At 36.8% G+C, this 22,209-nt stretch carries 11 protein-coding genes; 4 read left to right on the top strand and 7 right to left on the bottom strand.

Features of this window, described 5'->3' with window-relative positions:
* Nucleotides 1-21 precede the first annotated feature (21 nt).
* Both ACQKN4_RS00915 and ACQKN4_RS00910 read left to right on the top strand, forming a co-directional pair.
* Complete coding sequence (locus ACQKN4_RS00915) at nucleotides 22-1,401, top strand: S41 family peptidase (RefSeq protein WP_427481727.1); 1,380 nt, start codon at nucleotides 22-24, stop codon at nucleotides 1,399-1,401.
* A 496-nt stretch (nucleotides 1,402-1,897) separates the two neighbouring features.
* The gene (locus ACQKN4_RS00910) at nucleotides 1,898-3,889 is read left to right on the top strand and encodes an S-layer homology domain-containing protein (RefSeq protein ID WP_427481725.1); all 1,992 of its coding nucleotides are present in this window, start codon (nucleotides 1,898-1,900) and stop codon (nucleotides 3,887-3,889) included.
* Between the two features lie 1,055 nt (nucleotides 3,890-4,944).
* On the opposite strand, the gene ACQKN4_RS00905 is transcribed toward ACQKN4_RS00910, so the two are convergent.
* The 5 genes from ACQKN4_RS00905 to ACQKN4_RS00885 form a co-directional block, all read right to left on the bottom strand.
* Entirely contained in the window at nucleotides 4,945-5,835 is an 891-nt protein-coding gene (locus ACQKN4_RS00905; RefSeq protein ID WP_427481723.1) for an alpha/beta fold hydrolase, read from the bottom strand.
* A gap of 777 nt (nucleotides 5,836-6,612) precedes the next feature.
* Nucleotides 6,613-8,535, bottom strand: a complete 1,923-nt coding sequence (locus tag ACQKN4_RS00900) for an N-acetylmuramoyl-L-alanine amidase (protein WP_427481721.1) — start codon at nucleotides 8,533-8,535, stop codon at nucleotides 6,613-6,615.
* 219 nt (nucleotides 8,536-8,754) lie between these two features.
* Complete coding sequence (locus tag ACQKN4_RS00895) at nucleotides 8,755-9,669, bottom strand: NlpC/P60 family protein (protein ID WP_427481720.1); 915 nt, start codon at nucleotides 9,667-9,669, stop codon at nucleotides 8,755-8,757.
* 222 nt (nucleotides 9,670-9,891) lie between these two features.
* A complete protein-coding gene (locus tag ACQKN4_RS00890) occupies nucleotides 9,892-10,971 on the bottom strand; it encodes an S-layer homology domain-containing protein (RefSeq protein ID WP_427481718.1) in 1,080 nt (359 codons plus the stop codon).
* A gap of 192 nt (nucleotides 10,972-11,163) precedes the next feature.
* A complete protein-coding gene (locus ACQKN4_RS00885; protein WP_427481717.1) occupies nucleotides 11,164-14,631 on the bottom strand; it encodes a hypothetical protein in 3,468 nt (1,155 codons plus the stop codon).
* 316 nt (nucleotides 14,632-14,947) lie between these two features.
* Here ACQKN4_RS00885 and ACQKN4_RS00880 point away from each other — a divergent pair, with 316 nt between their 5' ends.
* Both ACQKN4_RS00880 and ACQKN4_RS00875 read left to right on the top strand, forming a co-directional pair.
* Complete coding sequence (locus ACQKN4_RS00880; RefSeq protein ID WP_079559455.1) at nucleotides 14,948-15,625, top strand: hypothetical protein; 678 nt, start codon at nucleotides 14,948-14,950, stop codon at nucleotides 15,623-15,625.
* Nucleotides 15,625-16,878 carry an HlyD family secretion protein gene (locus ACQKN4_RS00875; protein WP_427481715.1) on the top strand — a complete coding sequence of 418 codons (1,254 nt, stop codon included), beginning with the start codon at nucleotides 15,625-15,627 and terminating at the stop codon, nucleotides 16,876-16,878. Before ACQKN4_RS00880 ends, ACQKN4_RS00875 begins: the two co-directional genes overlap by 1 nt.
* A 660-nt stretch (nucleotides 16,879-17,538) precedes the next feature.
* Here ACQKN4_RS00875 and ACQKN4_RS00870 read toward each other — a convergent pair.
* Both ACQKN4_RS00870 and ACQKN4_RS00865 read right to left on the bottom strand, forming a co-directional pair.
* Nucleotides 17,539-20,034: an S-layer homology domain-containing protein gene (locus ACQKN4_RS00870; protein ID WP_427481714.1), complete on the bottom strand. Its 2,496-nt coding sequence runs from the start codon at nucleotides 20,032-20,034 to the stop codon at nucleotides 17,539-17,541.
* A 72-nt stretch (nucleotides 20,035-20,106) separates the two neighbouring features.
* Entirely contained in the window at nucleotides 20,107-21,984 is a 1,878-nt protein-coding gene (locus ACQKN4_RS00865) for a copper amine oxidase N-terminal domain-containing protein (RefSeq protein ID WP_427481712.1), read from the bottom strand.
* Nucleotides 21,985-22,209 lie beyond the last annotated feature (225 nt).

Below are 22,209 nucleotides of genomic sequence, written 5' to 3'. Positions count from 1 at the left end.
ATATTAGAAAAGAGGTGTCCTATGAAAAGAATATTGTGGTCATTTGTATTCGTTTTAAGCTTTTTCATCTTTCCGTTAACAAATGCTTCTGCTGCAAGCAATGAACAACAGCTTGTAAAGGAAATCAAGGAAATTATTACGGAAAATTATGTGGGAACTATCCACGGAAATTTGCAAAAGGCTAAAACGATTCCTGAAATCATTGAAATGCTAGATCCTTATTCTACATATTTTACGAAAAAGGAATTCGAGGAATTTATCAATAGCATCGATCTATCAACAATTGGGGTTGGTGTGATTCTCGAAGAACATGAAGATGGCATTCATATTTTACAAGTGTTTGAGGGTAGCGGTGCATCAGATGCAGGTGTCGTTGCTGGAGACATTATTACTGCCATTAACGGACAATCCGTTGTAGGAAGCTCCACGCAAGAAGTCTCTGCCCTATTAACTGGTGATGAAAATACTAAATTAGGCGTGACACTCCAACATGCAAATGGTACAACTACTACGACAACGATTACACGAAAAAAATTCACATTACCGAATGTAGAATCTGCATTACTATTTGGGAATGTTGGATACATTTCTATGTCATCCTTCTCTGAAGACGGTGCAGAGCTTGTAAAGAAAGCACTAATTCAGTTAAAACAGCGTGGTGCAACTTCTTTTATCTTGGATTTGCAAAACAACGGTGGAGGCTATGTAACAACGGCTCAGGAGATTACAGGGTTTTTCCCAAAAGCAAAAATCGCCTTTTTACTGGAAGAAGCGCATGCCAATTATAAAGTGCGTGCAGTCTATCAAGACGAAAAATTACCTGCTGATACACGTATTCTTGTAAACCGCTATAGTGCTAGCGCCTCTGAAATGTTAGCAGCAACATTACAAGATCAGCAAGCTGCTATCTTATATGGAGAAACTACGTACGGAAAAGGCTGTATGCAGGGCTTTTTTGAACTGCAGGATGGTAGCTATTTAAAGCTTACGATCGGTAATTTTACAGGTCCTTTAGGGAAAACAATTAATGAGGTCGGTGTAAAACCAGACATTCAAACAAAGACTGCCCCTATTTTTCAGGCACATTATGATGCTATAAAAGCTCAATATACAAAATATAAAGAGCTGGCAAGCTTAAAAAATGTTGCGGATCCTAAAAGTTTAACAGTGAAAGTTCCTTCTGCACTTTCTTCACAAATGGCTGAGGATAAGGTTCAGCTAATTGCTTTAGGTGGTAATGAAGTGCCTATGACAGCAAAAGTAGAGGGTCGTTCATTAATCGTAACCCCATCAAAACCTTTATCTGCTGGGCGAGAATATATGATCCTTGTCCATCCAAAAACACAAAATGCTAACAAAGCGCAGCAAGGTTTTTATCAGCGTATAATAATGAAAAAATAAAAAATACCTCTCACCATTTAAGTAGTTTCATTACTTAATGTCGGTGGGAGGTTTTTTTCTATTCTTGCATTAAAATTATTAGCTGAAGATATACACGCTAACGTCTTACTCATCAAATACTTTACCAATCCTCAATACGCAAATGTCCTTCACCTTACTGTCTATCCAACTATTTCAATCAATTATGCCTCGGCATAATTGCGTCCGGAATCTGCTTTGTGCCCGCACAAAGAACTCCTTTCTGATTCCGTGACATCCGCCGGAGGCTTAACTTCTTTCAGCAGATATTTGGACATCCGCTGGAAAATAGCTTAAGAATCTGTACCTGTAGTTTCGCTACGGTACGAAAAACAATTTGCTGAAGGAAGTTAACATAGCTCAAAAGTATAACGTTGGTAAATTTAGGTTGGCATATTTTATGTTATTTCTAACATTTGACCCTTATCTTAATTCTCCAACTTTGGTAAAATAATAGAAGCTTAGGAGGGTTATAAATATGAAAAAACTATCAATGTTAACGGTGGTGTTAATGGCACTTGTTAGCTTGCTTATTTGGCAACCAAACATGGCATATGCTGATGAGCTCTCAGGACATATGCATGAAAGTGGTTTACGCTATTTAATTTCCAAAGATGCATTACTGCAAGATGCAAATGGAAGCTATCGTCCAAACGACACTGTCACGCGCGGTGAATTTGCTACTTACATAGCAAAGGCTTTAAACCTTGAGAAAAAAGATAATATTAGTTTCACAGATGTCCCAGATACATATTTATTTGCAACGGATATTAAGCTTGCTGCTACTGCTGGGATTATCACAGGTTATACAGATGGTTCGTTTAAACCAAATGCCCGTATTTCAAGAGAGCATATGGCAGTCATGCTAATTAGAGCTGTTGATTATTTAAAAATCCCAAAAGGTACGCCATCCACTACTTTTATGGATAATGCAGCTATTTTTAAAGACTTCCGCCAAGACATTGCTATCGGAGCAGATTTAGGGCTTATAAAAGGTAGCTCCAAAGGAATGTTTTTACCAAAAGATAATGCCACAATTGGCGAGGCCTCAACATTTGTACTTCGCTTAATACTTCTAGCGGACGATGTTGAAAATAATGGTGGTAATACTAATAATAACGGCAATAACAACAACAACGGTAACAACAACAATAATAACGGCAATAACGGTAACAACAATGGTGAAACTGGTAATGGTAACTCTACTAAGTTCATCGTAAAAGAAATTTCAAATGGCAATCTTGTAGGAAATGAAGCCTTTTCGAGTTTCGATGCTGCTGAAAAAGCTTTGTCAAAAAATACACTTGTCATTACGCTAAATGATAAAATTATGAAAATGTCATCTGGGTATGTTGTAACCAATAATTATGTAGCCCTTAAATCTGAAACAATTAAAGATCAAATCGCTGTTGCTGCTAATACAGAAATGCAGTATTTAGGCAGTGATGCGACACAAGTAAAAGTTAGTTTAGCAGGTCAGGTTGGGTATTTAAAACATGCCGATGTTACATTAATCCCATCTGCTTTAAGTAAGGGTCGTTCTTACTATTCAAACGAGAATGGTGAAATTAAACATACTTTATATGATTATAAATCAAATAAATATTCTTCTAGCTATGTGTATGGAAAAGCTCCCGACTTCATGAAGCAGGGCGAAAAGTACTTTAGCTGGAATGGCATTAATTTCACAAATGCTAGTGGCTCTTCAAAAGGTGAAGCTTATAATTACTATCAATTTTTACCTGCACGTGCCCAAACTCAATATACTGCAGCAGAACTAGATAATTACATTATGCAAAAGTTAGCTGAGATTGAAAGTTCAGGGGCTAGTCTTTATAAAAATGCGACAAAGAAAAGTAAGTTAATCGGTTTAGGGAAAGTATTAAAAGAGGTAGAAGCAAATTCTAACATTAATGCCATGCTTATTTTATCGCTTGCCCAGCATGAGAGTGCATATGGTATGAGTGACCATGCTCAAAATCTCAACAACTTATTTGGTTTATATGTATATGACACGAATCCACTAAATAAAAAGTTTGATAGTGTTGCTGACAATATTAATGAGCTTGTTGAAAAGTTCTTGCAGCCGAATTACATTACACCAGGTGGTCCTTACACGAATGGTGCAGTGGTTGGCTCTAAGGAAGTCGGTTTTAACGTGAAGTATGCATCTGATCCATTTTGGGGTGCTAAAATTGCTGGACACTACTACCGTACTGAAAAAGCTTTAGGCTTTAAAGATGCAAAGAATCCATACAAAATTGCCCGTACGACAACAGCAGGTCTGAATGTTCGTCCAGATGCATCAACAAGTCAAAGTCCACTTTTCACATTTAATAAAAGCGGTATGCCCGTTATTGTTACCGATACGAATGTTAATGGTTGGTATGAGGTACTTTCTGATAAACCCCACCCACAACCAGCCTACATCAATAAAGAGTATGTTAAAATCATTAATACCGTGAAGTAGCAATTAGAGGCTGTCTCCGAATATTTTCGGGACAGCCTTTTTCGATACCTTTACCAAAACCAATGGCAAATTGAATGATTCTATCAATTATGTCTCGATATAATTTCATCCTGAATCGGCATTGTGCTTAGGCCTGTATGAGGGCCGTCACGATGTCTCTCCTTTCGGTAATGCCACAGGACATCGTTTTGGTTAGTTAGCCGTTACCGTATGAACACGGCGATTTTATGCGGCTTTTTTATTTTAATTTCCGGGTCCATCAACTATACAAAACTATAATTTCAACATAGTTATAGTCATGTTTAGCAAACAAGCTTTTCAGTCTCTCTATTACGATCACACCCTAATTACTATTCAGCCATTTCTTTTTCTCTTTTTAATCCTTTTCTCACATTTTTATAGTGTTATAAATATTTTAAATACCATTACATATATTAGTTTTGGGATAGCAATCTGTTGCATTGCATCGCCCCAATTTGCTATTGCACTACGCTATCCCGCTAATACATAATTTAGCCTTCATACACATTTTATTCATTTGACGGTGCTGCTATTTTTTTAATGTATAGGTAACATCTATTTGCACAAATTAATGTTGAGTGTATTAAACGCACTTACTAGGCTGTGGCGTTGGTTGACCGTCACATCCTCCCTCATTTGTCACCTAGGGTCACTTCCAACTCAGTGACCCTTTTTATAATTTCTTGCCTCAAAGTTTGTAGGTTAAATATAAAAGTAGCTAATCTATTCAAAGATAAACTAGCTGCTTTTTTTCTTTTTACGATTGCCTAAGAAATAGATATTATACATATTTAAATTATCTCCCAGAAGATGCATTTAGAGATTTGAAAGAGTTAACTTTTCATCAGATGCTTTTTAAACAGATTTAGCGGTTTACTGTTATTCAACTAAACTGAGCAGGTTAGTTGAATAGCGTTGTTTAACTTGTGTTCAATAATCGGGCCATTTTATTGCATTAAGTTAATTGAGCTAACGAGGCAGAATAGCATATTCCTTGGCAAAAAAAGACTCAAGCATATTTACGCTTGAGTGAATCAATCCCGACTTGCTTCGTAAAGCTTCTGTGCCAAATAAGCCGGTCTTGTGCGTGTATCTGTAAAGTGGTCCCCATCGCCAAGTATCAGGCGGAACAGACCCAGTCGTATTGACATATGAGGATTCCAACCGTAGCCTTCCCCTTGAGGCAATACATTATCTTGGTAGAAGTATACGTAGCTTTTTGGGGTTTGTAGCGCATAGAACGCTTTAAGATCCAGTTTCTCAAAAAGCGGTTTAGCCGGCTCCGGAGCTACACTTTTATAAAAAAGTTTAGCATCCTCGGTGGTGGCAGTATTTACGAACAAAGCTCGAAACAAATCAAACGGAAGCATGATTGTGTCGTCATTGGACATGGCTCTAAGCTGTTCAAAACCTTTTCTCGTTTGAGGCGGTAACTCATCAACAAGCGATTCTCCGTCTTTTAATACAAACGCATCCCAGAAGACCAAACGTTTAATACGATCAGGTATCTGTTCAGCAACTTTTTGGATGACTGTTCCACCAAAGCTGTGCCCAACGAGAATAAAATCGTACAAGTTCAGGTGTCTAATATAATCAACGACTGATTTTGTAATCATTGCATGAGTGACATTTTTATTTGGATCAGTTCCATGGCCTGCGTATTCTGGAGTGTAAACTATGTTCCCTTGACTACGCAGTACCGTAGCTACGCCATCCCAAAAGTGAACATCAGCCCAGGAACCATGCACGAGGACAAAAGTGAGCCGTTGAGAATGCCTAAAACTTCCTTCCAATTCTATGGGATAATACTCCCACAACCAGCCTGCTTTGGAATAAGGATTACAATATTGTCCCTGCGGCACAAACTGGTAATCAGAATTTGGAATTTGATTTTCCCCCGAATGATAAGAAAACACGTACAACATCCTCTCCGAGACGATATAATCAAACTTATTCCTCAGGCTTCGAAAAAATACATTTCCTGTTTTGAAATGGGAATACGATAACATTAAGTATGAAACCATTGAACAAGCTTTGAAAAGAATAAAAAGCGAAGATTAAACTAACGGCGCTTTACTTCAATAACGTTGTTCATCAAAAGGGCGCGATTATGGAATAAGTATTCTTTTCCTATTCAACTAACGGAAGTTTAGTTAAATTTTCGATTCATGAAAACTCTAACTTTAAGGGGTCACTACCGTTTCGTAGATTAAATCTGTCTTTTTAGTTTTAACAGCGACAATCTTTGAGAAAACACCCTCCTTTAAACAAGTCTCCCTCTTCATATAAAAGGTTATTTTCCATCCAATCATCATACTTTTCCTTACGAGCATGATCGAACAACTTGGTATATGCTCGGGTAGTTTGATACATCTCATGTCCCAACAAGCACCTTTCCGATTCTATGACAAGCTGTCTGAGCCTATAACTTCTTTCTCCTATCTGACACTAGCCGAACACTTCCCTAACCTACTTGAGCCTTTGAAAACAGCCCCCTTCTTAGCCCCAAACAAAATATATTTATCTATACATAAAAACCTACATGCAAACATAAAAATAATCAGTGGATAAAATATATCTATCATATATCAACTATGCCAGGGATAAAGACTACTTTCATATCACGCCCTACCTTTCCTTAACAATAAAAAACTGCCCCAAAAGTGAGTTAATCACTTTGGGACAGTTTCTATGTTGATCAATTATTGCTTTTTGTAGTATTGCTCAATTCCGTTATAGATAGAATCTGCAAATTTATTTACGTATTCATCAGTTGTCATTTTTTGGCGATCCCCGTCATTTGTTAAGAAGCCAAGTTCCACTAAAATGGATGGGATGCTCATATTATTAATGACATAGTATGGATATTGCTTAACGCCACGATTCTTCATATTTAAATTGTTGACAATTTGATTATTTACAAAAGTGCCTAACTCAATATCCTCCTGATACATATCTCCAGCTGAAGCAGCATAATATGTTTCAGTACCTGATGCTGATGTACTGGAAGCAGAGTTTACATGCACACTCACGAAAATCTCACCAAAGTTTGCACTTGTAAAGTTTACTCGATCTTGTAAAGTTGGATACGTATCAGCAGTACGAGTCATGTACACTTTTGCACCAGCATTCTCAAGCTTTTGCTTAACTAGTGTGCTCACTTTTAATGTAATGTTCTTTTCAGAGAATGAACCTAGTACTGTTCCTGGATCCTTACCACCATGACCTGGATCTAGGATAATAATACGATTTTGCAACGGTTTGCCATTTTGATTTAATAATTTTATATACGATTTATGGACATACCCTGCTTTACCATTGTATTCGATGCTTGCCCAATAACCATTAATTCCGTTAACTTTAACAGAGTCGCCCTTGTTAAGCTTAAATAGCACTGTAGAAGTTGCATTTGCTTCACTACGGACATTTAGGTTTCCAACAGTTGCTCGTCCTAATACATCACCTGAAGCTGTAGGTGGTGTTGGAGGCGGTGTTGGATCAGGTTGTTCGTCTTTACCCGTTTCTGTTGTGCTGTTCGCTACAATGTAACCTGGTAAACCATTTACTTGCGTTAAATGATAACCGCCAGCAGTTTTGTAAACTGGTAATTTTACATTCGCTTTAATAGGTTGAATGATTTTTGCTGAAGAAGTTGGTTTGACATATAAGTTAATAGCCCCATTAGATGTCACTTCTTTTTGGACAGCCCCTAACTCATTGCCATCTGCATCTAAAAATTGTGCATAATCTTTATAAAGATAAGCATATGCACCTTTATATGATACCTTTAGCCATTTGCCCTGAACTTCATAAACTGATAGTTTGCCGCCTTTATTAACTGTACCAACAATGTTAGTATTTGATGAACTATCCGCTGTTTTGCGGATATTTAGACCATCTGTCGTCACTTTAACTAGACCAATAACTTCTTTTGTATCAGGTACAGATGATCCTTTTACAGGTAGCTCTAAACGGAATTTCTCATTTTTTGCACGTGCTACAAATAATGAAAAGTGTGCACGTGTAACAGTATTATTTGGTAAATAATTTTTACCACTACCATTTGTAATACCATTATAGTAAATTGTATTTACATACTTAACGTAAGGGTGTGTAATACTTACGTCAGCAAATGGTGAATCTAAGTTTTCATATTCACTTGTGTCTAAGTTAAATGCCTTTGTTAATACATGGCTCATTTCATCACGAGTGATAGCCTTTTTTGGTAAGAACTTGCCTTGTGTATTCGTTGAAAAGAACCCTAATTGCACAGCTCTTTCGATATAACCTGACATTTCAGTACCTACTGTTACATCCGAGAAACTTGATTTGTTTACGACTAATGGTTTATTACCAGAGGCAACAACAACCATTTTTGCCACTTGTTCACGTGTTACAGAATCATTTGGACCAAAGACTCTTTTCCCATTTACAAAATATCCTTGGATAACACCCAAGCTCACTAAATAATTGATTTCTTCATAAGCTTCGTGATTTTTGGAGATATCTGCAAATGTTACATTTGTAGTTGTATCTGCCATTACACTATCACTATGTATAGTAAACATAGAAGCTGAAATGAATAAGACGCACAACAAAATAAGACTACTTTTTTTAAGATTCAATGTCTTATTTCCTCCCTTCCTGTTCTCTTAACGTATTCATTTTAACAAAATTAACTAAATAAATCATCATCCGACAGCACTTTTCACGTTTGTTTTTTCCAATCACTTCCTTTTCAGTGAAATTATCATAAAAATAGAAGAGTCTGCAATTGCAAACTCTCCTCTAATTATAAGCTATTTAAAAGATCTTTTCTTGCAATCAATGCATCAATGAAAATATTATCTAGATTGTAATCTTTCAATAAACATTTTTAGCTCTTTAATTTTTAGTAATTCATCCATACCAAAGCTGCCATTGCCATCTCCATTAGTAACACCGTTCGATGCAAGAATAGAAACATATTGATTAGCCCAGCTATCTTGTGGTACATCACTAAATGTTACTTCTTGACCAGCATTCTCAAGTCCGAACGCTATAACTAATACTTTCGCAATTTGTGCGCGAGTAATTGGTGAAGATGGATTGAATTTACCACTTGCATCACCTTCAAAAATACCTAATTTTGCAACAGCTGCAATAGCACCTGCATGCTCATATGTTGGTTTTATATCGACAAAACCACTATTTTTGTCAGATGTATCTAAGTTTAAAGCTTTCGCAATTTGTGAAGCAGCTTCCGCACGTGAAGCATATACTGTAAAATCAATTGCTACTTTCTTTACTTCAGCTTGTTGTTCTTCGTCAAATGTAGCAACTCGTTTAGCGCCAATGTAGCGAGAACCCCAATAATATGGATCATTTACGTTCGAATAACTAACACCTTGGTTAGTTTGAGAGTGGATCATTTTACCGTCACCTATGTATATAGATACATGTGAGACACCTTTGCCACTTGTATTGAAAAATAGTAAATCTCCAACTTGAAGATCACTTTTAGCAACTGCTGTCCCTTGTTGATATTGAGCGCCTGATGTGCGGTTTAATATGATGCCTAAATCTGCAAATACTTGAGAAGTAAAGCCAGAGCAATCAAAACCGCTTGTAGTTGTCCCACCGTATTTATATGGAATGCCTAAATATTTAGAAGCTGTATCAGTGACTTCAGTTTTAGTCGCTGCTTCAGCTGAATCTATATGAGTTGTAGTAAATAACATGAAAGATGCAAAAATCGGTAATAACCATTTTTTCTTCATACTTTTGTTATACCCCCTCTAAACTTTTTTGCCTATACATAGACTATCATAAAAGGAGGTATTTTAATTTTTCAATTGTGTAACGATTTCCGGAATAAACAAAAACGCTGATATACCAACGTTTTTTGGCATCATCAGCGTTAAAAATGGAAAAATTTTATTGGTTATTTATAACACTCGTAACATAAATGTAACATTAGCAACTCTTTGTTACATAACCATTTATTTACTCGAAAATAGTTGAACCCAATAATAATTTCCTTGGCGGTCCTGTGTAACCGCAACACCTGTATTTGTATAATGCTCCTTCATAATATTATCTCGATGGTCAGGAGAAGTCATCCATCCTTTTACAACGGTTTCGGGCGATATGAAATACCTTGCAATATTCTCGCCAAAGCTCGTGTAAGAATAATCAAATAATGTCGCTAAATCCCAAGGAGCACCATAATAAGGAGAAATATGTTCAAAATAATTGCGCTTAACCATGTCCTGGGCTTTTATAATTGCGATTTGTGTCAGTTCTGAATCATAGACAACAGGTGCTAGTTGGTTCTCTTCCCGTTCCACATTGATTAACCGAATGACCTCTTTTGACCAAGCTGTCGAAAGATTTATTGTTGGTATATAATCCTTTGCTAAATAATCATAAGCCACTTCAAGCTTCTTTACTTTTTGCTGAAAATTTATGCTACGTTCAACAAAAACTGCTGTTTGAGCCCGTGTCACTAACTTGTTGGGTGCAAAATGCTTAGCATCTATTCCGCCAATAATTCCTATGTCTGTTAGTGATTCAATATAGTTTTTTGCCCAGTGTGTTGGAGAAACATCATCAAATTTGCTTTTATTTTTACCATCCACTTTAAACTGATAGGCTAGTGCTAGCATTTTTGCAACTTCCGAACGCTTTAAAGGCTCATTTGGATGAAAGGCATCACTATTTTGTAAAACCCCTAAGCCTACAAGTTTTTGAATTTCCTTGTAATACGGATGTGTAGCAGGAACATCTTTAAAGTGTAGTGAAATCGAAGTATCTGTGTTTGTTTGAATAGACCGAGCAATTGCAGATGCAGCCTCTGCCCTCGTAATAGCTTGCTCCGGCTTAAATGTATTGTCAGTATATGTAGTCATATATTGCTTCGACAGCATATGTTGAATCGACGAGCCTGCCCAGTATGAACTAGACACATCAACAGCTATGTTGGATGCTGCGTCCGCCTTACTAATCCCAGATAAATTTCCAATAGTTGTAGCTTGTAAAACAATTGAAAGTACCAATATACTTATCACCCTTTTAAACATGGCTACCTCCTATATTTAAATTATTTTAAATTATACCCCTCAAACACGGAAATAAAACTCCCTATTACATACGATTTCTTGATTGATAAGGTTTCACTTTTTTTGGAAATTTCATAGCTTTTTAAATTGTTTTCTATAGTATAGAAGGAGTCTCCCCAAAATATGCATTGGGAAAACTCCTTCTTGTTATTTCTATTCGATCATTTTTAAATATTCTTCTAGAATGCGGTAGTTATATACTAAATCCTGCTGCTCCAGTGAAAGTGAGTTATATAGTTTTTGAGCAGCTAACACCTTTTTCTCAAATGACGTGTTGTCTGGATCAATAACAGAGATGGCTTGAACTACTTTTTGAACAGCCTCTACATCCTTTTCAGCTTTCTTTAATACGTCCTCATTGATGACTTGCGCTCTTAATTTCGAGTCTAACGCTTTATAGGCTGCAACTGCATTCGCTACATCTTCTAAATACGTTGAAGAGGTTGGTGAAAGGCTAGCTATTAATTCAACGACTTTCTTTACATCGGCCATACTTTTCTCCGCTTCTAACAAGATCGAATAATTCGTAATCCTTTGCTTATCTGTCGTATTTAAGCTATCGTACTCTTTTCGTACTGCTTCCACCATACCAAAGTAAAACTTGTCCTTTGGATTTAAATTAGCAATGTTCTTATATACTTTTATTACGTTATCTAATGATAATAATAGATCATCATTATAGACGTAACGTCTTTGCTCGGCATTTAGCTTATCATAGGCTTTTAAGATTTTTTGATATTGACTATTCATGTCTTTGGCTGTAAGTAGTCGATCGATATCCTCGACAACACTAATAACAGGCTTTAAAAGCTTCTCTTGATCTTGTAACACTTTGTAATTTTGTACGGCTCTTTGTTGATCCTTTGGTAAAGCGTTATAAGCTGAACGAATTTCCTGAATACGTTTCACATATTGCTTCGGATCTACAGACGGCAAATCATTAATCATCTGCATAACATTACCAGCACCTAAAATACTAGTTTCTGCTGCTTGTAATAAATAATAGTTTGTTACATATTGCTTCTTATCTGCCGCTAGCGCGTCATAAAGCGCACGTGCCCGAACTGTATCCTCAAGATATGTACTACTTGAAGATTTCAGTTTATTAATTAATTCAATCACCTGAGATACAGGCTCATAGTTTTGTAGAATATCGATATTATTAATATATTTTTTCTGATCTTTATTTAAATTATCATACGCCTTACGCGCAGAATTGACCTTGCTGACAAAATTATTGGATTCCGGATCCAAATTATTAATTTGCAGCATCACATTTAAAATAGGTTTTACCTCTTTTTCACGTGCTGTTAATTCTTTAATATTAGTGACTAATTTCTTTTGATTCGAAGTTAGCTGATCATACGCTACACGTGCATCCAGGAGCTTCGTTAAATAGTCGCCATCTTGTTGTTTCGTTAAATCAATAAGCTCGACAACTTTTTGTGCTACTCCATACTCATTTTCTGCTGCTACAAGTGCATCATAATTAATGATTACTTGTTGCTTCTCTTTAGGTAGTGCATCGTACATCTCTCGTGCTGTTTTCATATCTTGGTAAAATGTCTTGCTTGATGGCTTTAATGTTGCAATGAGGCCAATCAATGAAGCCACATCTTCAACTGCAGTTAGATTCGCATAGTTCGTCACACGTTTTTGTGATACTGTATCTAGTGCATTATAAGCCTTACGCGCAGCGAGTACTTTTTTCGTGTAATCCTTACTTGTTGGATTTAAGGCATCGATCATTTGAATAACCTTAATAACAGCCTTATTATTTTTTTCGTAAGTAGTTAAAGCTTTTGCCTGCTCTACTAGTTTCTTCGCATTTTTATCCATTGTTTTGTACTCTGCAGATAATGCAGCTACCTTCGCGACAAAAGTATCAGGATTTTCATTCGCTAATGCTAAAACACGATCATCAAATGCCTTGGCTGTATCGATATAGCCCTGTGCTTTTGTTAATTCACCACTATTGACTACCTGCGATTTAAGGGCTTCAGCCAAATTATTAAACGCGCTATTTGCTTTCGCTACATTGTCTTTATATGTCTTTTGAGATGGATTTAAGGCGTTTATTTGCACAATCACTTCTATTACAGCAACCTTATCACTTAAATTATTATGATTTCTTACATACCCTTGTTTTGTCTCGTCCAACTTTGCGTAAGCTGTATAAGCAGATTTCGCCTTTGAAATATAACTTTTAGATGTTGGATCTAACTTTTCTAACTTTTCAAATTGATCAATAACATTGACGACTGCCTTATGTGATTTCTCTAAATCTGTTAGGATTTTAATGTTTGTCACAAGTTTTTTAGATGCTGATGGAAGTGCATTATAGTCGGAGCGTGCTTTTAGCATATCAACTACTAAATTATTAGACTTACTTAAATTATCAATTTGACTAATAACAGCTGCTACTGCTAGTTCTTCATTTGCAAGTTGCGACAATTTAGTCTCAAGCTTGTTTTTAATTTCATTTAACGCTGCTGCATCGCTACTATTCCCAACATCTAACGCAGTTACTTTAGTTCGTAATGCCTCTAGTTGTGCTTTGTAATCCTTCATAGATGAGTTTAGTGCATTTACTTGTTTCGATAAATCAGCATATTGGAAAAACAACTTTAATTTATCGCTATTTTTCACTAATGCCTTTTCACTCTCTCCAAGCTTGTCATAGGCAGCTTGGGCAGCAAGTGTTTTGCTTTCGAAAGTAGAAGATTTAGGGTCTAAGCCGTCGATTAATTTTTCCACGCTTAGCACTGCTTTATTAGCCGAAGACAGATTTGATAAGGCATCCGTATACTTTTTATAAGGTGTTACAGAATCGTTGTTTGGATTATGGGCTACGACCACTTTCTTTTGATTCGCTGTTAGTGGATTATAAGCTGTCGTAACTTTTTCTAGCTCTGCAGAAATGGCTGTATAGTTATTTGGGTCGTTCTTTAATAACTCTACTAAATCCTCTAGTGCTTTAGTGGCTGGTAGTACAGCAGTTGCATCTCCTTTTAAATTAGTCAACTTCGCAATATCTGCGCCCTTTGTTTTAAAATAAGTATCGCGTTCTGCATCAGTATAGCCATATTGTAAGGATGTGCCGCGAATAGTCGAAGCAATACTGCTAGCTCCATTTGAATTTGCTAATTTGAAAGCTGTTTCGAATTTACTTTGAACACTTAGATAGGAACTTAAAAATGTTTCATAGGTACCTTCAACAGCTGCAACATCCTTTATAAATGACTTACTTGTATATGTTAATGCATTAATGTTCTTTCCTATTTCCTGTAATTTCTCTAATTGTTGGCGTTGCCCGACAACATATTCATACTTCGCTTGAATAAATGCAATCTCATCGTTATTAAAATCTGTCGTACTTAGATTTTCTACATCACCCTTCGCAATAACCATTTCATCCGCTGTCGATTTCTCGGAAAGCTTTGCAAATTGTGCAATTATTTGTTCTTTTGTCGTTGCGGCAGCTACTCCGTTAACGTTGGCAACTTGCTCTGTTTGCGTTAATACGCGAGACTGTGCATCATTATTTTCTTGCGCATTCGCTATAGCTGTTGGTGCCAGTAATAGACTCGTTATAACTCCCGCCGTCAATTTTCGATTCAATCGAACCACCCTTTCATTTTTCGATTCATTACTTTTGTATCGGTGAAATTCATGTGATTTCAAGCCATTATTTACACTATTAAGCGTATCAAAAGTAATTTTTTATAATAACTTGATAGAAATACAGGAAGTTTTTTCTATTATACTATACAATAGTTTTATATGATGTTTTCCCATCATTCGACATGTAGTTTTTCATAGTGTTTTTTTGACGAAATTATTGAAAAAAAACAGCTGTTTTTATATGTCAATATCGTTTAACAAGGTGTATACTACAACTTTGATATTTACTATTTTGGAAGAGAGGAAACTGTATATGTTTTACCGTTATAAATTTTGGCATAGCTTAAAAAATCCAACCTACTTTACTAAAATTGTAGAAGAAGGTGAGATTATTGGATACAAAAGACGTTCGTTAACGGTTTTCATCTTATTCATTCTGTTATTTACTGCTCGTGAATATTGGGGGATGGGTACTGAAACTTTAACGACATTGTTCGCAATGGATTTACATAATGAATACTACGTGGCTCGTTACCTTTCGATGCTTGGTGCCATTTTATGGGCTATTGTCTATTTTTGCTTCCATTATTACGGTGTTACCTACCTTTTACATCTATTAACGGACATTCCCTATACATGGATTAAAAAAGTCCAATTATATGTTGTCACATTTTTATTAATCGAAAAAACTATCTTGTTTGTTGTATTCTACTTAACCGGCTATACAACACTCTTTTCATTCTTTTCATTAGCGCCTCTTGCATTGCAGATGATGAGTACGGATTATGTCTTATTCTCACTTAATCAATTGACAGTGGCGACTATGCTAACAATTGTTGTACAGTACACATTCCTTTCTAAATGGGAGGAAGAGGCGAGCAGAAAAATATTAGTCGTAAAAATTATCGGCATACAATTATTCATGGCCTTATTTGTTGGTCTGATTAGTGTATTACCAATTAAAGAATGGATTATTAGGGGGTTAGGATAATGGCATTTATCAAATCAAAGCCTTGGACAAGCTTGACCATCGTATTGACAATGCTATTAGTCGGCGTAAATGCTTATTTTGTCTTTAAAGACGATAGCAAAATTACACGATCCTACTTTATCGATGAATTTCAAAAAGCTTATAAAGGTACAAATACAGAGCGTGTCAAAAAGGAAACGATTGTTGCACCAGCTGAAACATACACACTTACAGCCGATGCGACAAGCTTATCCGCAGTGAATGTAAAGCGTGGCCAAAAAGTATCTCCTAATGATGTACTAGCTTCCTTTAAAACAGAAGAAATTGATAATGAGTTAACAAAGCTTGAGGCAGAACGTGCAGCCTATGAAACTGAACGAAGTGATTTAGAAGATGCGCTTTCTCAAATCGAGAATGATTATGATGATGCTGATCCGAAAAGCTCCGTCAATACGGACCAAATAAACGGCACATTATCTGTCACACTACAATTGGAGCTAGGACAGCAAAGTTCACCATCGACAGCAATAGCCCTTTTGAATCGACATATTGCCGAAACAGATCGTCAAATTGCGCTAATGGATGCACAAATTGAACAAATACAGGCTCGCGAAGGTGTCGTTAGCCCAGTGGACGGTGTTATTGCAGCCGTTAAAGAAGAATCTGGGACAGTTACATTTGAAATCTATTCTACTGAAAAAACGATGCTTGCCTATTTATCAGAAGATGAATGGCAAAAAGTATCGGAAGGCCAAACCGTTGATTTTAAAGTAAAACATATGAAAGATTCCTTATCTGGTACTGTACTAGAAAAACAAACGATTGCAACAGATGATTCTTCTATCTGGGGGAATGAACTTGCAAAAACAACAGATTTACCTCAACCAACGAATTATGAAGTAGTGTTGCAACAAGATGAAGCAATGGAGGACATTCCATTTTCGACTACTGGCAAAGCCTCTATTATTGTCAACGAAGCATCTGATTCTTATAAAATAGATAAATCGTGGGTGCATGCTACTAAAAAGAAAGGTAAAAAAATATACATTGTTGGACCGGATGGAAAAATCGACATGAAGGATATTCATGTTAACTTTAAAACTGCACAGTCAGCTATTTTTACTGACAGTTTAGATGAAGGAACACCTATGCTATCCGATAAACAACGTAATCTTACAGCCTATGCTTTCCGTACAATGCCTGTCGAGAAAATTCAATGGAAACATTTCAAGAAATTAGATTGGAAACACTATGTTAAATATATTGTTTTCTAAATAACATACTATGAATAAATCCGCTTCAATTTCTGTGAGCAGGAAAAGAGCAGCAACGGTTTGCTCTCCTCACAGAAATCAATGCGGATTTTTTCATTGGTGATGATAAAAAAGACTAAATGACTTATTAAATAAAGTATGACTTTTCGCCAAAGCGAGGGGTTGATTTCCGTTCCGGCTGGGCGCTTTGTTGCTGACGCTTCGCTTTCGCACAGAGCAAAGCTTCCTGGGGGCGCCCGATGAGCCGCTTTTGGTGCTGACGCTTCGTTAGCACTACGCTTTCGCACAGAAAACATCCGCTACGCTGCAGGGTCTCGGGCCAACAGGATGTTGTTCACGAAGGCGTTATCACAGGACGTGATAACGCCTTCGTTCCTCTATTGCTGATCCCAGAGGAGTCACCCAGCCTCCACTCCAATCAACTACTTCACATGACATACGTTTTAACAAAATGTCATCAAACTTTTGAGTTTTATCGAAACACTTTTACGTTTTATCACCCAACTTTTAATTTTTATCGACATCCACCTGCCAAAGAGCAAAAAAAGATTCACACACGAAACTGTGCATGAAGCGTCACCCATAAAAATACTAGAACATTGCAAAATACCAAACCCCTGTAGTTTTCAATCCTACAGGGGTTTGTCATTTGTGCTTTTATTATTTTAATGATAAGGATCTATTCAAGAAGCTTGAGAATTCTGCACGCGTAATTTGTGAGTTTGGTCTGAATGTATTATCTGGGAAGCCGCTTGTTAAGTTATTTGCTACAAGCGCTTGGATATCGCTATACGCCCAATGCGTCGATTTAACATCTGTAAAGTTTACTTTACCTGAGCCTGTTAATTTAAAAGCTCTTGTTAAAATTGCCGACATTTCAGCACGTGAAAGCTTTCCGTTCGGGTTGAACTTCCCTACTTCTTGCCCTTTAATAATCCCAGCTTGCTCTACTGCAGCAATGGAGCTGTATGCATAATGGTCCTTGCTAACATCTTTAAAGTTCGACTCTTTCGATGTTGTTAAATTAAGAGCCCTTGCAATAATAGTAGCTGCCTCTGCACGTGTAATGGACGCTTCTGGTTTAAATGTTCCATTCTCGTATCCTTTAATAAGAGATTTATTATACAAGCTTTGGATTTCTGAGAAAGCCCAATAACCTTTCGCTACATCTGTGTAGACTAATTCCTCATGATTGTCTTGATACACAGCTTGTAATTGATCGAAATACAGTTGACCTTTCTTTTGAAGAGAGGCTGTAGGCTGTGCAACGTATAATCGTTCGAACTTCAATGGTAGTGTCACATCATTTGGGATTTTCGCAGTGACATACTTCCAACCATTCCAGTCCATACCGCCTTGGCTAGTGAAATCAATTGTCTGTTTTGCTCCTGAACCATCTACAAGTACTCCACGAAGCCATTGCTTTCCACCATCGCCAAATACCCAAACGCCTATGTTATTTGGCTTTCCATTAAGAGGAATCGGTGATTTAGCTACCATATAGGCTGCTTTCGTATCAGATCCTGCTGTTGTAAAATCATAATTTAACTTTAAGCTAGCCGTTCCCTGTCTAGCATAGTCTTTAGAATTTGTTACTGAAGCATTTGCTTTTGCAACTTCCACTGTCCATGATGAAGCATTATCGAAGCTATCTAGTAAAATAGGTTTTTCTGCTAAATCAACCACTTTTACAGTTGTTGATGTTCGCACACCGTCATACTCACCGATAATTTTGCCTTCCCCTTTTTGCGTAGCTGTGAAGGTTGCACCGTCCATCTTACCGATATTGCCCTCAACCGTCCAGTTCATCTTAGACGGGCTGATTGTCATAGGATTTAAGTATTGATCGTAAGCACTAGCTACTTTCATGTCAACGGATGAACCTTTCATAACTTGGTTCACATTGTTTAACGTAATAGATTTTGCTTTCCCTGGTGGCGCTGTATTGACAACCTGTAAAATGGCTGACACACGTCGCTCGCTGCCTTCTGAAGGTTTATTCACAAGGTTCGCATAATAGCCACCCGGATTTCGAGCAACCATCGCTGTAGAGCCGCCTCCATCAAGGTTAATGGCTGAAGAAGCACCTTGTGAAATTAAATAAGAAGCTAAATCTGTTAAATTAGTGCCATTACTATGACCACTTAATCTACCATCTACTGTTACAAGAGACACTTTTGTACCAGTTGCATCTACTGCCACCGCAGTACGAGGACTGCGCGTTGAAGCAAATCCAGAGTTCGTTGGCATAGAAATTTCCACTTTTCCATTTTTAACCAACATAGGTCCTGCAGCTAAAATAAATTGAGCATCCATCCATTTCTCATCAATAGATAGATTCACATCAATGTTTGTCCCCGCAGCTATTTGGCTACTTAATTCGGCTGCTAACTCTTTATTTTGCACCGAAATAACAAAGCCATCAGATGGAACTGTTGAATTCCCTTCTGCACCATACGCCGTTACCTTTGAAACCGTCCCTGAAAGCTGATCTCCGAAATGTAATACTTTCATATCTTGACTAGCATTTGAGACAACAATTTCGATACCCCAATTATTTGTACCTGTTGTACGTTTATCAGGTGTATATAATACTATTTTATCTGTCTTTCTTTCTGTATTGATCAGATCAATCGGATAACTTTTACCATTTACTTGAAAAGATAGATTCGTAGAATAATAGTCTGCGATTGCCTTCCCTGTTTTTGATAGACCAAAAGCAACAGGCTTTTGTGTTGGACTATCATATGTATCTCCCAAAATACCATAGTTAATAATTTCGTTTTTTTCAGCTAACAAGTTGGCTGGCATACCATTTCCTAAAAAATAAGATGCATTGACAGCACCAACAACGCGATGTCCATCATATGTGTTTTGCTTTGCCATATTCGTCGTTGTTAAAAGTGAGTTAATCGGTTTCGGAACACCGATTTCAAGTTTAGTATATGTATTATTTAAATTAACATCTAAAACATTGACAAACTCACGAACAGAATTAGAATTAAAAGTTTGCTGTATGTGCATTACTTGTGGCGATATTTCTTTCTTTTCTTCTTTTACTTTATTATCAAAAACTGCTGCATTTGCATAGCTTGGATTTACTGCTAGCATTAAAACGAAACATGCTACAACAATTGTTACTAGTTTTTTTGCCAATTTCTTCAACTCCGAATCAAAAAGTATGGCACGAAGTCATATTGTGAAACTCATTCGTGCCAGGGACTTCATTTATTTTGTTTCTACATAAATAGCTACTGGAAGATTTACTCCTCCGGCATGCATGAATTCTAACTCAATCGTTTCAGATGAACCCTTCATCTTGTAATCTGGCAATTCAACATATTCTGTACCTACTCTCAATGTAGGCACTAGATACACTTTGCCATTGACCTTTACTGCACCACTATAGATGCCACCTCGACCAGCTAATTTAAGCTTGATCGTTTTTGTCTGTCCAGTTGGATTCACAAGTGGAATCGACACCTTATAGTTCATTCCGAAATGACCTGGATTCCCTATTGCACCATTGATTTGTGACAGTGAATTTTGTGCTGTTAGCAAATTGTCTGTTCGATCATTTGAGATGCTATAACCTACTTCTGGTGAATCTACTGTATAAGCAGGAAGATCTGCTTGAATAGTAGAGCTCGTCCAGGCACCTCGTGGGTGCATCGCAGATACATCAATCGGAACAGGATCTGATAAAATGCTTGTTAAATTACTATTATTCTTTGTTAATACTGTGCGAATCGTATACTCTGGAGTCCCACCATTGACAGCTTGAATATCTAGCTCATGTAAAAATCCAATGATATAATCACGGTGCAAACCATAGGATTCGATTACCTTTGTTTCTCCTGGTGCGATGACAATCCCTTTACTGCTAGATTTTTTATATTTATTATTAAACGTTGCATCAGCAATAGTTAACCCAATATCATGGCCAACCCAGCTATTTCCCGTTTGTTGGCTAGTCCCTTTAGAGTCGATTACTTTGATGCTTTCAGTACTAGAAGTATTTTGAACTGTAATACCGATTTGTACATCTGTCCCTAACGTATTGTAATGCCAGCCAAATACTCGATGTTTATTTGTAGCTGCTGTTGCTTTCACTTGATATTGGGAAAGTGTAGCATTAGAGTTAGGAATCAGCTTGTTCGTTAACGTTTCTGGATTATCACTTATCAATAAATCACGATCTCCTTCTAAACGAGCAGAAGGAACATTTATAGGCCTTGCTGTAGCACCATAAGATTTTTCAAGGAAGGAGCTTGTATACATATATTGATAGACATAAATGTACAATTCTCTTTTATTTTCGATATAACGTAAATTCCCGCCTAATGTGTTGACAATAAAACTAACAGGAACATACATTTTTCCATTTTGCATAAATGGTTTTTCTTCCATTGTCACAACTTCATCATTTACTAGAACTTGGTTACTATTTTCCTTGAAAAGAAAGCTCGTTCCCGCAATTTGCAATTCAAACGATTTATCTGGTAACAATGTGCCAGAAGAATCTTCTAAGTTATCATATATATAATTAGCCGGAATATAGGTTCTCGATTGCTTTACGATAATTGGATCCTGCATTACAATACGTTCGTTATTAATATGTAAAATATATGGGTCTCCTTGAGTCTCATCTGTTAAGGAAATATCAACAGTTTGTGTAGTAGGATTCCAGTTCACGTTACCACCAAAATTTTCACTAACGAAACGCAATGGCATGTAAGTGCGATCCTTATACATAAATGGTGCAACAACCATTGGCACCTTTTGTCCATCCACTAAGGCAGTCTTTGAATTTACTGTTAAATTAACCGACTTGCCATCTCGAATAGCTGACGCAGTAAGTGTTTCTTTCTTCCAGTCCACACTCGCACCAACCGCCTCATACAAAGCTCTCATAGGTAAAAAGATATAATCGGATTTATTTAAAACCGGATCATTCATTTTGAGCTTCTCACCATTGATATTAATAGAAACATTATTCTTAATATGAATCTTGTCACTAGCTGCTGATGCAGAGGCTTGTCCAGGTAATATCGTAGCCAAAGCAACTGCGGTAATCATACATGTTGTCTTAAATTTATTAAACATCTCAAACTCCTTTTTCCATAATTAATCTATAGGGTATCTTAACATGAAAAAAGTCCAAAAAGTGGTACTTAAATCGAAAAAAGTCGAATTGGGTACTGGAACCTAAACCCTATTCATGCAAAAGATGCATGGAAATCTTAGGTTTTTCCAACACCTATGAACTTCTTCTTTCAATCTCTTGAATGTCCATTAATTCTTTCCTTACAGGTATAGCTATATATAGGG

Source organism: Lysinibacillus sp. NPDC093692 (genome assembly GCF_050280125.1).
GTDB lineage: Bacteria > Bacillota > Bacilli > Bacillales_A > Planococcaceae > Lysinibacillus.
This window is presented reverse-complemented; position numbering and strand designations above follow the sequence as displayed.

Bases quoted from the DNA above. Each gene is read 5' to 3' on its own strand.
- ACQKN4_RS00880 (WP_079559455.1), top strand. From the start codon at position 14,948: ATGTTTTACCGTTATAAATTTTGGCATAGCTTAAAAAATCCAACCTAC.
- ACQKN4_RS00910 (WP_427481725.1), top strand. From the start codon at position 1,898: ATGAAAAAACTATCAATGTTAACGGTGGTGTTAATGGCACTTGTTAGC.
- ACQKN4_RS00905 (WP_427481723.1), bottom strand. From the start codon at position 5,835: ATGTTGTACGTGTTTTCTTATCATTCGGGGGAAAATCAAATTCCAAAT.
- ACQKN4_RS00875 (WP_427481715.1), top strand. From the start codon at position 15,625: ATGGCATTTATCAAATCAAAGCCTTGGACAAGCTTGACCATCGTATTG.
- ACQKN4_RS00895 (WP_427481720.1), bottom strand. From the start codon at position 9,669: ATGAAGAAAAAATGGTTATTACCGATTTTTGCATCTTTCATGTTATTT.
- ACQKN4_RS00915 (WP_427481727.1), top strand. From the start codon at position 22: ATGAAAAGAATATTGTGGTCATTTGTATTCGTTTTAAGCTTTTTCATC.
- ACQKN4_RS00865 (WP_427481712.1), bottom strand. From the start codon at position 21,984: ATGTTTAATAAATTTAAGACAACATGTATGATTACCGCAGTTGCTTTG.
- ACQKN4_RS00890 (WP_427481718.1), bottom strand. From the start codon at position 10,971: ATGTTTAAAAGGGTGATAAGTATATTGGTACTTTCAATTGTTTTACAA.